Origin of the sequence: Microcystis sp. CS-574 (assembly GCF_028329095.1) — a bacterium.
Classification (GTDB): Bacteria; Cyanobacteriota; Cyanobacteriia; order Cyanobacteriales; family Microcystaceae; genus Microcystis; species Microcystis ichthyoblabe_A.
In genome coordinates this window covers 1-14,026 of record NZ_JAQMSY010000035.1, presented here as the reverse complement: position 1 = coordinate 14,026, position 14,026 = coordinate 1, and the positions used below count along the sequence as shown (strand labels likewise).

14 protein-coding genes and 1 pseudogene are annotated in these 14,026 nt (G+C 42.8%); 11 read left to right on the top strand and 4 right to left on the bottom strand.

What is annotated here, in order from left to right:
• The 10 genes and pseudogenes from PN470_RS02735 to PN470_RS02690 form a co-directional block, all read left to right on the top strand.
• Positions 1–116: pseudogene (locus PN470_RS02735) on the top strand (IS1 family transposase); the annotation flags it as partial.
• Between the two features lie 528 nt (positions 117–644).
• Positions 645–899 carry a hypothetical protein gene (locus tag PN470_RS02730; protein WP_002737836.1) on the top strand — a complete coding sequence of 85 codons (255 nt, stop codon included), beginning with the start codon at positions 645–647 and terminating at the stop codon, positions 897–899.
• Entirely contained in the window at positions 880–1,140 is a 261-nt protein-coding gene (locus PN470_RS02725) for a Txe/YoeB family addiction module toxin (RefSeq protein WP_002777946.1), read from the top strand. Before PN470_RS02730 ends, PN470_RS02725 begins: the two co-directional genes overlap by 20 nt.
• A gap of 368 nt (positions 1,141–1,508) precedes the next feature.
• Positions 1,509–4,079 (top strand): DUF3536 domain-containing protein, encoded by a 2,571-nt coding sequence (locus PN470_RS02720; RefSeq protein ID WP_272103582.1) that lies wholly within the window; start codon positions 1,509–1,511, stop codon positions 4,077–4,079.
• Positions 4,080–4,324: 245 nt separating this feature from the next.
• Entirely contained in the window at positions 4,325–5,572 is a 1,248-nt protein-coding gene (gene trpB, locus PN470_RS02715; protein ID WP_271936038.1) for a tryptophan synthase subunit beta, read from the top strand.
• Between the two features lie 100 nt (positions 5,573–5,672).
• The gene (locus tag PN470_RS02710) at positions 5,673–6,662 is read left to right on the top strand and encodes a CAP domain-containing protein (protein ID WP_271936036.1); all 990 of its coding nucleotides are present in this window, start codon (positions 5,673–5,675) and stop codon (positions 6,660–6,662) included.
• A 156-nt stretch (positions 6,663–6,818) separates the two neighbouring features.
• Entirely contained in the window at positions 6,819–7,448 is a 630-nt protein-coding gene (locus tag PN470_RS02705; protein ID WP_002735888.1) for a ribonuclease D, read from the top strand.
• Between the two features lie 347 nt (positions 7,449–7,795).
• A complete protein-coding gene (locus tag PN470_RS02700; protein WP_002756255.1) occupies positions 7,796–8,446 on the top strand; it encodes a DUF3318 domain-containing protein in 651 nt (216 codons plus the stop codon).
• A gap of 114 nt (positions 8,447–8,560) precedes the next feature.
• A complete protein-coding gene (locus PN470_RS02695) occupies positions 8,561–9,556 on the top strand; it encodes an anti-sigma factor antagonist (protein WP_272103580.1) in 996 nt (331 codons plus the stop codon).
• A complete protein-coding gene (locus PN470_RS02690) occupies positions 9,543–9,995 on the top strand; it encodes an ATP-binding protein (RefSeq protein WP_002756253.1) in 453 nt (150 codons plus the stop codon). Before PN470_RS02695 ends, PN470_RS02690 begins: the two co-directional genes overlap by 14 nt.
• A gap of 6 nt (positions 9,996–10,001) precedes the next feature.
• Here the strand turns inward: PN470_RS02690 and PN470_RS02685 are convergent, their stop codons facing one another.
• The 4 genes from PN470_RS02685 to petN are packed head-to-tail and all read right to left on the bottom strand — an operon-like array spanning position 10,002 to position 13,053.
• Positions 10,002–11,447 carry a serine/threonine-protein kinase gene (locus PN470_RS02685; protein ID WP_272103578.1) on the bottom strand — a complete coding sequence of 482 codons (1,446 nt, stop codon included), beginning with the start codon at positions 11,445–11,447 and terminating at the stop codon, positions 10,002–10,004.
• 60 nt (positions 11,448–11,507) lie between these two features.
• On the bottom strand, positions 11,508–12,761 hold the full coding sequence (gene sbcD, locus PN470_RS02680; protein WP_103111833.1) for an exonuclease subunit SbcD: 1,254 nt from the start codon (positions 12,759–12,761) through the stop codon (positions 11,508–11,510).
• Between the two features lie 42 nt (positions 12,762–12,803).
• Complete coding sequence (locus PN470_RS02675) at positions 12,804–12,947, bottom strand: hypothetical protein (RefSeq protein ID WP_002736416.1); 144 nt, start codon at positions 12,945–12,947, stop codon at positions 12,804–12,806.
• Between the two features lie 16 nt (positions 12,948–12,963).
• Positions 12,964–13,053, bottom strand: coding sequence for a cytochrome b6-f complex subunit PetN (petN, locus tag PN470_RS02670; protein WP_012265708.1), 90 nt, complete (start codon positions 13,051–13,053; stop codon positions 12,964–12,966).
• 414 nt (positions 13,054–13,467) lie between these two features.
• On the opposite strand from petN, the gene PN470_RS02665 reads away from it, so the two are divergent.
• A complete protein-coding gene (locus PN470_RS02665; RefSeq protein ID WP_002777927.1) occupies positions 13,468–13,863 on the top strand; it encodes a hypothetical protein in 396 nt (131 codons plus the stop codon).
• Positions 13,864–14,026 lie beyond the last annotated feature (163 nt).

The window sequence follows — 14,026 nt, the reverse complement described above, 5'->3', positions numbered from 1 at the left end:
TAGCCCGATTGCATCGCAAAACACTCTGCTATTCTAAGTCTACAGAAATGTTAGGATACTCTATTCGTTTATTAATTCATTATCTGAAGTTTCAAGAAGTGCCTATTCCTTACTGATTCATAGCTTAATTCAGCAACGCCGAAAATAAAATTAGTGCTGTAGGGTGCGTTCCCTAATGCAAGTCCTGCTACAAAGCGCTCGCTTTTGGGGAACGCACCATGCACATTGATGGCAGCTGTCAGTGGGATGCCGAAGAACGTAGTGTGATCGCCGTTATCTTCTTGATTAAACTTTAAAACTGCCATTGCTTGGGATGGGAACGCCAAGGACGATCGCTTTGGGAAGGATCAATTTTTGGGGAATGGCGATCGCTTTTTTTTCATTAGTTCTAACTCATGCTGATTTTGATATAATAGCCATAATTGGGTTCTTCGGTTTCTGTTATGCAATGTACGGGGGTTATAAGGGACGGAACCCTTATAGAGAAAAACGTTTGGCGATTTTTGTCAATCGTTTTTGATCTAGAGCGAACTAATCAATTAAATCTCTTGCCAGATAAGGATTTAGTTTATTTATGCCACCCTATCGAACCATAAAAAGTAACGAAGAGCCCATAATTGTTTGACATCTTAAGAGAAAAAATCATGATTAGAGCGATTAAACAGAAAGGAATTGTTGGTAGAGAAGGAAAAATAGAGCTTTATTCTGCGGAACTAGAAGAAGGAACGGATGTGGATATCATTATTTTAGTGTCTGATTCTGAACCCGATACAACCGAATATCTTCTTTCAACAGAAGCCAATCAGCGTCAATTATCGGAAGCTATTGACAGAATAGAAAATCAAGAAAACTTAGTGACAATCACCACAAAAGAATGGCGTGAAAAATATAGTATTTGATCCGAAAGCTTTTAAACAATTCAATGAATGGGCGATAGAAAACAAAAAACTCTATAAAAAAATCGTTGATTTAATTGATGATATATTGCGCCATCCCTTCTCTGGAATCGGCAAACCCGAACCCTTAAAACATCAACTCAAGGGTTATTGGTCAAGACGTATTAATGATGAACATCGCTTAGTTTATAAAATTACAGAAACAGAAATTATTATTATCAGTTGTAAATTTCATTATGACTAGGCTCAATGCGATCGCTGTCATCTTCTTGATTAAACTTTAAAACTGCCATTGCTTGGGATAGGAACGTCACTGGCGATCGCTTTTTGGGCTGCAGCAGGAGCGATCGCATCTCTCTTAGGGTAGAACGCCGATGGCAATAGTCAACAGCCTACCGGGAAAAGCTAGATTTTGTCACAAAATTTAGTATTACTTAGTGCTGTGTATAGAGAAGTTGCGAATTGTTAACCCTAGCTTTGCTAGGAACGCAAAATATGATATTGTGACACCAAGTCCGTAAAAAACGGCAAGGTTTTCAGTTTTTTAAAACATCAGGTCGCTACATTCTACAGCTATTTTCCCTCAAAAAAACCGATTTTCTAGGCCTTTCTATGACTTATCTTGTTGAAAATCCTTCTACAACCTTTTATTCCTATACCGATACGGGGGTCGATCCCCTGAAAACCGCTCACGGAGTTTATATCACGGTTCACGGACATTTTTACCAACCACCGCGAGAAAATCCCTATCTAGACAGAATTGAACGGCAACCGAGCGCCCATCCCTTCCACAATTGGAATGAACGCATCCATCACGAGTGTTATCGTGCCAATGCTTTTGCGCGCATTTACAATGACCGGGGGGAAGTGCTCAAAATAGTTAATAACTACGAATATCTCAGCTTTAACATCGGGGCCACCCTCATGTCATGGATGCAATCCCATGATCCCGAAGTTTATCAACGCATCCTGGCAGCGGATCAAAAAAGTTGTCAACGCTTAAACGGTCATGGTAACGCCATCGCCCAGGTCTATAATCATATCATTCTGCCCCTAGCCAACAAACAGGACAAATACACCCAAATTCGCTGGGGAAAAGCCGATTTTCAGCACCGTTTCGGCCGGGATCCCGAGGGAATGTGGTTAGCAGAAACAGCCATTGATTTAGCCACAGTGACAGCTTTAATCGATGAGGGGATTAAATTCACCATTTTAGCCCCTTCCCAGGCCCTGCGCTGTCGTCCTTTCCCTAGCGACCATGATCCCCATCCCCAATGGCACGCGGTGGCCGGAGGTCAAATCGATCCCACCCGTCCCTATCGCTGTTACATCCCCGATGGTCGTTATCTGGATATTTTCTTCTACGATGGTCCAATTTCTCGCGATATGGGCTTTAATGATGTCCTAGCCAGCAGTGATTTTCTCGTCGGTCGTCTGGGACAAGCAATTAAAGGGGATCATCGTCCCTCCCAGTTAATCAGCGTCGCTACCGATGGGGAAACCTTCGGCCACCACAAACGGGGGACAGAGAAGTGTCTTAGCTATGCTTTTACAGAATCTTTCCCTAAAAACGGCTGGACAGTCACCAATTTCGCCCATTATCTCAGTATTTGCCCCCCCACTTGGGAAGTGGAATTAAAACCCGTGACCGCGTGGAGTTGCGTCCATGGCGTAAATCGTTGGCAGGATGACTGTGGTTGCGGGGGAGGGGGAAATTACCAGCAAAAATGGCGTAAACCCCTGCGGGAGTCCCTAAATTGGCTCAGAGATGAGTTAATTAAGGTCTATGAGATTCAAGGACAGGAATTTTTCCGCGATCCTTGGCAGACAAGGGATAACTACATTGCAGTTATTTTAGATCGATCCCCAGACGCGATCGAACATTTCCTGGCTGTGCATCAAAGTCGTACCCTGAGTAAAAGCGAGAAAATCGATGCTTTGCGTTTATTAGAAATGCAAAGACAAGCTTTATTGATGTTTACCAGTTGTGGCTGGTTTTTTGAGGAAATTTCTCGACCTGAAGGTACGCAAATTTTGAGATATGCTGGCCGGGCCCTGGAATTAGCTGGAGAAGTGGCCGGAATTCAATTAGAAATGAATTTCCTCAGTCGTCTAGCTTTCGCCCCCAGTAACGTTAAGTTATATCAAGATGGGGCTGATGTCTATCGACAATTGGTCACTTCTGCGCGGGTCGATTTGGAACGGGTGGCGGCCCATTACGCCATTAGTTCCCTATTTACCAATTATCCCAGTCATCATCGGATTTATTGTTACAATGCCCGTCAATTAGATTATCAAAAACAAGCGATCGGGTCTTTAACTTTAGCGGTGGGACAGGTGGAATTAACCTCGGAAATTACCCAAGAAAGTGAACATTTTGTCTTTGCTGTTCTACATTTAGGAGGTTGGGATTTTTACTGCTGCATTCAACCGTTTAACAGTCGGTTAATCTATACCAATCTTAAGGATCATCTCTTTGAATCTTTACAACAGGCCAGTGTTTCGACCATGATCGTAGAAATGGGGCGCGGATTGGGAGAAAACTTCTTTGCGTTACCCCATCTTTTTGCCGATGAAAGACACCGAATCATGCAGAAGGTGACAGCCGAAACTAAAAAACGTCTCGATCAATTATACACCCAAGTTTATCGGGATAATTACGGCATTTTAGCGGCTTTCCAACGGGATGAGCTGCCCGTACCTCCAGAGTTACAGGTAGCGGCCGATATTGCCATTTCTCACCGTTGTTTACAGGTGATTAATGCCCTAGAAAAGGATTTTGAGCATCGGCAAGTGACGGAGAATAATCTCGATCAATTATTTGCTATTGCTAAGGAAGCCAATCATTTACACTGTCAATTAAACATCCCCGAAGCGCGTCAAATCTTAGAAAGTCTGCTCTGGCAATCTCTTGGGAAATTATTACACGATGGTGATCCTTTAACGGCGGAGGAGGATACTCGCCTAATCACCCGTTTAATTGAAGTTAGCCAACAATTAAAGCTAGGATTATCCCTCGATCGCTCTCAGGAGTTATACTATTATTATTTCCATGATCGTCTAGTTCCTAATTCTTTGCGGTCTAATTCAATAGGTGCTGCCTGTCCCTGGCCGATGACTCAATTAAAGTGGTTATTACTATTAGGACAGGTGTTAAAAGTTGATGTGAGTATTTGGCTGTGAAATCAGTCAAAGGGTGGGCAATGCTCACCCTTTAATGATTAAGTGGGTTATACTAAATCCGGTTATTAAAAACTGATTATTTATTCCCCCTTTTGCCCCTTGCCTCTTGCCTTTTGCCCGTCCTGATATATAGCCTATACTCAACGGATTTAGTATTAGGTGATGATTGCCCTAGAACTCAGGTTAACCCAGAGACTAAACCCTTAGATTTATAATGGATCATAAGTCTCTCATCGAAGGTTTACATGACTATCACGCCGATTTATACCGCCTCAGCCAGCACAGTAACCCAGTATCCCGATGCTTTTGGGCGTTTTGGACGCTACGGGGGCAAATACGTCCCAGAAACCCTGATGCCAGCCTTAAGTGAACTAGAAACGGCCTATAATCAGTATAAGGACGACCCCGATTTTCAAGAAGAATTAAATCAACTGCTCAAGGATTACGTCGGCAGACCTAGTCCCTTATATTTTGCCGAACGTCTCACCGCCCATTATGCCAAAACGGACGGTACTGGGGCGCAAATTTACCTAAAACGGGAAGATTTAAACCATACTGGGGCCCACAAGATTAATAACGCCCTTGGTCAGGTTTTATTAGCCAAACGCATGGGTAAAAAGCGAATTATCGCCGAAACCGGGGCAGGACAGCACGGCGTGGCCACCGCTACGGTTTGCGCTCGTTTTGGTCTAGAATGCGTGATTTATATGGGAATTCACGACATGGAACGCCAAGAACTCAATGTTTTTCGCATGAGACTGCTTGGCGCAACGGTGCAACCCGTGGCCGCCGGGACGGGAACCCTGAAAGATGCCACCTCGGAAGCGATTCGCGACTGGGTAACAAATGTGGAAACTACTCACTACATCCTCGGTTCTGTGGCCGGTCCCCATCCCTATCCGATGATGGTGCGCGATTTTCATGCGGTTATTGGTCAGGAAACTCGTCAGCAAAGTCTGGAAAAATGGGGCGGTTTACCGGATATTCTCCTCGCTTGCGTGGGGGGTGGTTCTAATGCTATGGGTTTATTTCATGAGTTTGTTAAAGAAACTGCCGTGCGTTTAATTGGTGTTGAAGCCGCAGGGGAAAGTATCGCCTCTGGAAAACACGCCGCCACCCTTACCCAAGGTCAACCGGGGGTTCTACATGGGGCAATGAGTTATTTATTACAAGATAGCGAAGGTCAAGTTATCGAGGCCCACTCCATTAGTGCCGGTTTAGATTATCCCGGAGTCGGGCCAGAACATAGCTTTTTAAAAGATAGTGGTCGCGCCGAATATTACAGTGTTACCGACAAGGAAGCACTAGAAGCTTTTCAACGAGTTTCCCGTTTAGAAGGGATTATTCCGGCCCTAGAAACTGCCCACGCTTTAGCTTATTTAGAAACTCTTTGCCCGCAAGTAAGTGGTAGTCCTCGCATTGTTATTAATTTCTCTGGACGGGGTGATAAAGATGTGCAATCGGTGGCTAAATATTTATCGATGAATGGTTAACAGTGAGCAGTTATCAGTTAACAGTTATCAGAGGGACAGCTATTGTGCATCTAAATTTTATATTCATTTTGACCTATTCTCTGTTCTAGACTAGCTTAATATGAAAAGTTCTTTTAAGAAGGGTTATCAGTTAGGAATTTTGATGCTTGTATCGACAAGTTTAATGGCCTGTAGTGCCTTAAACTATAGCTCTTTTACGGAACTTGTACCATCTTTCTCTCCCGCTCCTTCTCCCTCTCCTTTAGATGCGGCAACTTTACTTGTTTTAGAGAATAAAATCTATCAACAGGTAAATCGCTATCGTCAATCTCGCAATTTATCTCCCCTACTGTTAAATCGGGCAATTTCGCAACAAGCAAGATTACATAGCCAACGTATGGCCTCGGGTTTAGTTCCTTTTAGTCATCAAGATTTTGACAAAAGAGTGCAAACTATTGGCGTTTCGGTTCCCTATGAAGCGGTGGGGGAAAATCTGGCAGTTAATCAAGGTTATGATGACCCAGTAATGATTGCTGTGGATGGTTGGATTAAAAGTCAAGGTCATCGGGAAAATATGAAGGGAGATTTTGATAGTACTGGGATTGGAGTAGCGACGGATAATCAAGGAAAATTGTACTTTACTCAAATATTTTTAAAACGTCAATCCGCTCCCGTTTCTACTAATCCCCTTAGCTACGATTCTATCGGGAATCAATCTTTTTTTATTACCCTCGAAGAAAACACTAATTATCAAGTTAATCGCTACCGAATTTCTCAAAATTTACCGCCCCTACGTCTCGATGCTCGTATTAGTCATGAAGCGCGCTTATTTAGTCAAAAAATGGCCAATAAACAGGCTCCTTTTAGTCATGATGGTTTTGAGGGAAGAGTCAAGGCAGTACAAAGGAAGATTCCTTTAGAAAAAATGGGCGAAAATTTGGCTTTTATGAAGGGATATCCTGACCCCGTTAGCGTTGCCGTCAAGGGTTGGATTAATAGCCCCGGTCATCAAAAAAATATGGTTGGTGATTATAATCTTACCGGTATCGGTATCGCTAAAAATAATGCTGGTGAATATTATTTTACACAACTTTTTGTTAAAAAGCGTTGACAAAATGGTCATGATGATATTTAAATTTAATTATCAGTTTTTAACATCAGTTATCAGTTATCAGTTATCAGTTATCAGGGAAATAAAGGCAGTCGTGCGATAGGCAAAAGCATGACAAATTTCCCTCCTGTCTCCTATCTCCTATCTTCTAACTATATGAACTTAGACAATTTTCAAGTGTGCGATCGAGATTTAAGCGATGACCTATTATCCCGTTATCTAGGGGTTAATTCGATCGCTGTAGATACAGAAACTATGGGATTAATCCCAGGACGAGATCGACTGTGTTTAATTCAACTCTGTGATCCCAGTGGTTTTGTCACCGCTATTCGCATTTTTAGGGGGCAAACAGAGGCTCCTAATCTCAAAAAGGTCATGGAGGATGAGCGGATAGAAAAAGTCTTTCATTTCGCCCGTTTTGATGTGGCTCAATTGTCCCAAACTTTTGGCATTGCGACTCAACCGATTTTCTGTACCAAAATCGCCAGTAAACTGGCTCGGACTTATACTAGCAGTCACGGTTTAAAAAGTCTCGTGCAGGAATTAGAAGGCATAGAATTAGACAAAACCGCTCAAAGTTCTGATTGGGGAAATGCCGTTAATCTTACCCCAAAACAACTGAGTTATGCCGCCAACGATGTGCGCTATTTACTCTCAGTGCGAGATAAATTAATTGTGATGCTGCAAAGAGAAGAAAGATGGGAATTAGCCCAAAAATGCTTTAGTTGTATCCCCATCTTCACCGCTTTAGATTTACAGCAGTATAAAGATATATTTGAGCATTAGTCAGCAAAAGTTACGGTCTATTTAATAAGTAAATAGAAGATAAATTTTGTCTTTTATCCCCCCTGCCCCCCTTGATAAGGGGGGTGCCGATAGGCGGGGGGATCGCCCTTAATAAGGGGGTATCTGACAATTTTTAACACCCACCTACTTAGTATGATTGACTCCCAATCGAACTTTAAAAACCCAGTTATGGATTGTTTCTCCCCACTTCCCACTTCCCTCACTGATGACTGATCACTGATCACTGAAAATACTTCCTAGGGCTAAAAGCTGCCAAGATCAGAAAAAAGACCGCTATGATCGAAAATGGAAATCATCGTCATTGGTAGAGAATAGGTAAAAAATCTATGACATCTTATGCGGCCTCCTCTGCACGAGCCGAAATGAGCGAACTTCGGCGCCTAAAAACCCTGCTACCCCCAGAATTACAAAGCTGGGTAACGGTAGAAGGTTCCACAGAGATTAACCCCCCCCTGATCCGTTGTGAAGAAATTGGCAGAGATGAGGTAGAAATTCAGATAGATTTGGCAAAATGGGAAAATTTAGCCATCGATCAGCGTAATTTGCTCTTTTGGCATGAAGTGGCCAGGATTCAAAATGATAGTATTCCCCGGGAAGGCTGGGAAATGGCCGCCCTCGCTATTGGTTTAGGTGGTGCGGTGGGGGAATTATGGGTACAGGACGGTTTATTATTGCTCTTGGCCATGGGATTATGTGGGATTTCTGGTTATCGTCTCTGGCGCAAAAATAATGGCGATAAAATTCTCAAAGAAGCGATCGAAGCCGATGAAAAAGCGATCGCCTTGGCCACTCGTTTCGGTTATTCTCTTCCCAACGCCTACAAGAGCCTAGGCAGTGCCTTTAAAACCCTAATCGAACAAACACCTAACCGTCGTCTGCGTAAGCGTTATGAGACCCGTTTAGATGCCCTAAGGAAGAGTGCGGCGAAAGCGAAATCCCAAACTCAAGGCCGTCCGCCTTTAGGTGAGATTCGTTAGCCGATAATCACAGGTAATCTGTGACATTGCCCATTGGTATTTGGGGAAAAGTGTAGTAAACATTTAAATGGGTCATCAGGCCTTGTTCATCTATCAAATCATCTTTTTGTGTCGATGACTTCCCAAATCCCTGAAACGCGTTTTCTGATCATTCCGATGGAGTATCCCATTTTGCGGATACCCGATCGCTTGACTGTCCTGGAAGCATTACAGTTCAAGGATATCTTTCACCATCTCATCACCCAAACACCCACTCCCGAAAAAGTCATTCTCGATTTCAATGCCACTCAATTTATGGATAGTAGTGGTGTGGGTGCTTTGGTGCATAATCTCAAAGCGGCCAGGGCAGAAAATATCGAGTTAGTGCTGGTTAACGTCCATCCCCCAGTGATGGGGGTTTTATTGATTACGGGACTAGATCAATTATTCACTTTTCAAACCCCCCCCCTAGCACCCCAAGAAAATGGCTTTACTGCCACTGAAAACCATCTACTGAAAACCCATCCCTCGATTCGTAGTTGGTTAAAGCGCGGTCTTGACCTTGTTGGTGGGATCGTGGGTTTATTGATCACGGGGGTTATTTTTGTCCCCATTGCTATCGCTATTAAGTTAGATAGTCCGGGTCCGATTTTTTTTAGTCAAACCCGCTGCGGTTGGTTGGGAAAGCAATTTAAGATTCTTAAGTTTCGTTCCATGTGTGTGGATGCAGAAGCACTCAGGGATAAAATCCCCAATCAAGCGCAGGGAGCTTTTTTTAAGAATAAAAATGATCCCCGGATTACCCGGGTAGGAAAATTTTTACGTCGCACCAGTTTAGACGAATTCCCCCAGTTTTGGAATGTGATCATTGGTGAAATGAGTCTTGTTGGCACTCGTCCTCCCACCCCCGATGAAGTGGAACGCTACGATGTTCCCCAATGGCAACGTTTAGATGTAAAACCCGGTATGACGGGAGAATGGCAGGTGAATGGTCGCTCTCAGGTGCATAATTTTGAAGAGGTAATTCAACTAGATTTGCGCTATCAAGAAAATTGGAGTTTAAGCTACGATCTACGACTGATTTTTAAAACAATTTTGATTCTCTTTCAAAAAAACAGTGGTGCCTTCTGAAGTCTTAATTTCCCCTTCTTTCCCCCTTCAATTCCATCTACAAGTCCGGACGGAATTGGCAGCTCTAATCCCAGTCCTACAATGGTTTGAATCCCACGGCTGCCCTTTTTTACCTGAGTCGGTGCTTTGGCAGTGTAAGGTGGCTTTAGCAGAAGGATTTACTAATACTGTCCGTTACGCTCACAAAAATTTACCCCCAACTACACCCATCGATCTAGAATTAACTTTTTCGTCCCATTCTCTAGAAATAAAAATATGGGATCACGGTCAACCTTTTGATCTGCAAGCAAAACTTGATTCTCCACAACAAGATCCCGTCGCACCTTTGGAAATGGAAAGCGATCGAGGATTACTTTTGATGCGTTCTCTTACTGATACTTTACAATATATCCGCACTGGCGAAGGGAGAAACTGTTTAATTCTCCAGAAAAGTTTTTAAGTCAATTTATCCCCTGCTAGAAACTCTGTCCATAGCACAGGTTTCCAGACGAGAAAAAAGAATTATCCCACCCCCCACACCCCACACAAGGGTGGGGAGATGTCCAGGGGGTGCTTTGAGAGAGAAAGTAATTTGATCGTAGTATAACCACTTGTTATTAACTCGCCAACCGACTTTTGACCCAAAATCGTTCCATTTTTGTCGATCATAATTGCCGCTTCCTCCCAAACTTTCATAGATTCTTTTCTGAACAGATAGACCAAATTTTCCCTGACTATATTGTAACCAGAGTTGATTGATAATGGCTAAATCTTCACAGGGAAAGTTATCTATATCTTCTATCTTAAGATATTTTTCTTTAGTTCGATCAGCAACTTTTAAGAATAGATGAGCCGTTTCTTGATCTGCCTCTTGCCATTTTTCTTGCGCTAATAAATCCCGCAGATTGATGTAATCAATTGCCTTGGCACTTTTGAGGTTAATTTCCTCCCTAGTGGCAACTGGAAAAACTGATAAAACCGTTTCTTGAATTGTGTCCTGTGATCGGGGTTTTGGCGGAATCACTACGGCTAATTTTACCGCTAACTCTTGCAGGACTTCTCCGGCTGATTGATAACGTTTTTTGGTGCCAAATTCAATTAATTTATCTAAAATTTCGCCTAATTCAACACTAACAGGATTATTAATCAGGTGCTGTCTCCATACCCATTCATGTTCACTCACATCGAATAATTCAAAGGGAGATATTCCCGTTAATAAATAGATACAAGTGACTCCCAAACTATATAAATCACTGCTATTAATTGCTTTGCCATTGCCTTGTTCTGGAGCGATATATCCCGCCGAACCGATCACTGTTCCTGTTAGAGAAAGATTAGCAATGGTTATAAATTTAGAGGCACCGAAATCCACTAAAATTATTTTATTATCGCTGGGTCTCCTAATTATATTAGCTGGTTTAATATCTCGATGAATGACTCTTTTGGCATGGATAAAATCAAGAATTGGCAAAATTTCTAATAAAAGATGTTTGATCTTTTCTTCATTGAAAACTCCTTCGCTTTGTAATTCTTGTTCTAGATTTTGTCCTTCAATATATTCTTGAACAAGATATTGTCGCCCATCATTGCTGGTAAAATAGGCATAGAGCGAGGGAATTTGTGGGTGTTGACCGAGATTATCTAAACTAATCGCTTCTTCTCTAAATAATTCCGCAGCTTTCTTGAGAGCATTACTATCTTGAGCGCTAGGAAAAAATTGTTTAATCACACAATAAGGTTGAGAAGGTTTATCCTTATCAATTGCTTGAAAAGTTTTACCGAAACCTCCTTGACCAATTAATTTTATAGCACGATAACGATCTTTTAGTAATAATTGAAAGCGACATTTTTGACAGAATTTATCCGTAGGATCATTGTTATATAGACAATCGGGATTAAGACATAAACTCATTGTTAGTTCAAACAGGGATAGGGAAGCTGTTTCAGTAAACTGATAACTGATAACTGATAACTAAATCGAGGTTTCTTCCTCTAGCCAAATTTCTGGCTGTTGATTTAATAAAAGCTGGGCTGCCTCTAACATATCATCAACAATATCGCGCAAATCTTTCTTATTATCGATATAAGCTTTTAACGCTTCCATCGGATCTAATTGATTACCCACCCCTAATTCCGGTAAACGGGGACGGGTTAATTGACTAATTAATTCCGCCCGAATACTATAACTATGGGCAGTTTTTAACGCTTCGTCAAGCTGATTGGTGTTAATTAGTTCTAATTGCTCACTGCGAATTTTATAAACTAAGCGGATAACTGCTTCCTGAATATCGTGTTTTTTGAGAGCTTTCAGCAATTCTTTTTGGGGGTTTTCTGCCTCGGAAACATCCACTTCGATGGAACGGAAAGGACGCACGGGTAAAGGACAAAATTCCCATTTAACCTCTCCTTTAGCCACTTCTATTAAAACATAGCCCTTATCTTCTTTTTCCTCGCTAAAATCCACTCGATCGATGCTCCCCGGATAGACAATGGGCGGATCATTGCTAGGATTAAGATTTTGATGTTTGTGAACATGACCGAGGGCAACATACTCGAATTGTGGACGATGTAGTAGCGATAAAGGCACGGTAAAACCTTTACCAACCGCTAAAAGTCTTTCTGCTCCTAGACTAGCTCGATCAGCCATTAAATGGGCTAATAAAACTGTTGGTACACTTGTATCTAATTGGCGAATTTCTCCTTCTAACACCGGTTCCAAACGGTTAATTAATAATTCATTTACCCCACTCAAGGATAAACCCTCGGTTTCGGGACGGGTTAAGAGAGTGGCGCGGGTTAACCAGGGTAAAGTAATTACTTGGATATCGCCGTTGCGGGTGGTGATGCGATGGGTGGTCAAGCGATCGCCAACAATAAACCCCGGCACCGCTAGGGTACGATAGATGGAGAGACTGACACCGCCATTACCATGAGAATGTTGATCGTGATTACCCACTAATAACACTGTCGGGATATTAGCATCGGCAAGACGACGGAATTGACTGGCAAAAGCTTCGTGAACAAAAGGAGGAGGAGTGGCATCGGGAAAGGCATCTCCCCCAAAAAGCACTAGATCCACAGGGGTGGCAATAGCCCGATCGATACAGAGGCTTAAACTGCCCATAAAATCCTCGAAACGAGTATTTAATCCCGTTTTTGGATTTAAACGTCCATGGGAAAAACCGCTCCCCATGTGAATATCCGATAAGTGCAGTATTTTAATCATAGTAAAGGAAAAACAGGCGTAATTAAGTACACCTGTTCGGGATTATTTTCCTAATTTTTTATCGCCATCTTGACGACGGCGATCGCGCCATTCTGTAGTCGTCAGGTAGAGAATGCCACCACTGACGATAACGAGGAGAATTAAGGCGACTAGAAAGAGAGTGTTCAGAATCAAGGATGTTTCCATGGTATCTATAGATTACCTAGAAACCGTTACGACCCCAAACCACCATGGCGATCGACCAAGTGAACAGGGCGAGAATGCTAACCCAACCAAGTGTCAAAATATCCATAATTGCCTTTGTTAAACGAATTACTTGCGAGTTGACACTCTCCGCCCTAAAAGTGCGGAGATTCTTGGGCTGAATCTTGCCGCTACTAGCAAAGCTAATTTTGGTCTTACAGTTTCATGTCTAGTCCGACTACACCTACAAGGTAAGCACTCTTAAAGACTACTCCCCAAGCGTAAATTTCTGTGTGTCCCACAGTATTTAATTGTTTTTCGCTCTTACCATGTGGACTTACGATGAAAGCTTTTGTACCAGTGATGGTTAGAGATTTAGGGATTACGGAGTGTCGCTTGTTTCCTGCGTTCCCAAAGTCAACGACTCAATTTAATGCTAACATAAAGTCGCCCTAAAGGGCGAGGTTTTCAACCCAAATTTTCGATAATACTTCATCAGTGACTCCGTTTTAGAGAGGCGATCGTGCAAATTACGCTCAAGGAAAGAATCGAATCCATACAGGTGGGGAGTATCTCGGCGCTGGCTTTCCTGGTTCCCTATCTGCTATTTTTAACTGTTGATCGACTATTTTTAGGGGGATCGCTTACAGTAATTGGCGCTTTTGTCAAGATATCCGGGGCGATAATTAGCGGATTTCTCTTCGGTGTCACCTATCGTTATGTCGTCCGTAACGACGATAATCCCCATCTCAAAGATGGTACAGTAGCAGCTTTTGCCCTAGTCCGCGGCCTAGTTCCCCTACAATTATCCACAGACTTGCTCGCTGACAGTGGGCAATTAAGTCTCTTTCTGGGAGAGAGCTTTATCTGTTTTTTATCCTCTCGTCTGCTCTTAGAGTTGACTAAGCTGCGTCAATAATCGATCATCTTTTTGCCTATCGGGAGTCAGGAGTCAGGAGATAGGAGTCAGGAAATAGGGTGATAAGGTTTTGGGGTGATAGGGTGATGAGACAACTTCCCCACACCCCACACCCCACACCCCACACCCCACACCCCACACCCCACACCCCACTTCCCCACAC

What these genes read in the sequence shown, in the direction of transcription:
- PN470_RS02695 (WP_272103580.1), top strand. Translation starts at nt 8,561, where the DNA reads ATGACTTCCCAAATCCCTGAAACGCGTTTTCTGATCATTCCGATGGAG.
- PN470_RS02685 (WP_272103578.1), bottom strand. Translation starts at nt 11,447, where the DNA reads ATGAGTTTATGTCTTAATCCCGATTGTCTATATAACAATGATCCTACG.
- sbcD (WP_103111833.1), bottom strand. Translation starts at nt 12,761, where the DNA reads ATGATTAAAATACTGCACTTATCGGATATTCACATGGGGAGCGGTTTT.
- trpB (WP_271936038.1), top strand. Translation starts at nt 4,325, where the DNA reads ATGACTATCACGCCGATTTATACCGCCTCAGCCAGCACAGTAACCCAG.
- petN (WP_012265708.1), bottom strand. Translation starts at nt 13,053, where the DNA reads ATGGATATTTTGACACTTGGTTGGGTTAGCATTCTCGCCCTGTTCACT.
- PN470_RS02675 (WP_002736416.1), bottom strand. Translation starts at nt 12,947, where the DNA reads ATGGAAACATCCTTGATTCTGAACACTCTCTTTCTAGTCGCCTTAATT.
- PN470_RS02710 (WP_271936036.1), top strand. Translation starts at nt 5,673, where the DNA reads ATGAAAAGTTCTTTTAAGAAGGGTTATCAGTTAGGAATTTTGATGCTT.
- PN470_RS02720 (WP_272103582.1), top strand. Translation starts at nt 1,509, where the DNA reads ATGACTTATCTTGTTGAAAATCCTTCTACAACCTTTTATTCCTATACC.
- PN470_RS02705 (WP_002735888.1), top strand. Translation starts at nt 6,819, where the DNA reads ATGAACTTAGACAATTTTCAAGTGTGCGATCGAGATTTAAGCGATGAC.
- PN470_RS02700 (WP_002756255.1), top strand. Translation starts at nt 7,796, where the DNA reads ATGACATCTTATGCGGCCTCCTCTGCACGAGCCGAAATGAGCGAACTT.
- PN470_RS02730 (WP_002737836.1), top strand. Translation starts at nt 645, where the DNA reads ATGATTAGAGCGATTAAACAGAAAGGAATTGTTGGTAGAGAAGGAAAA.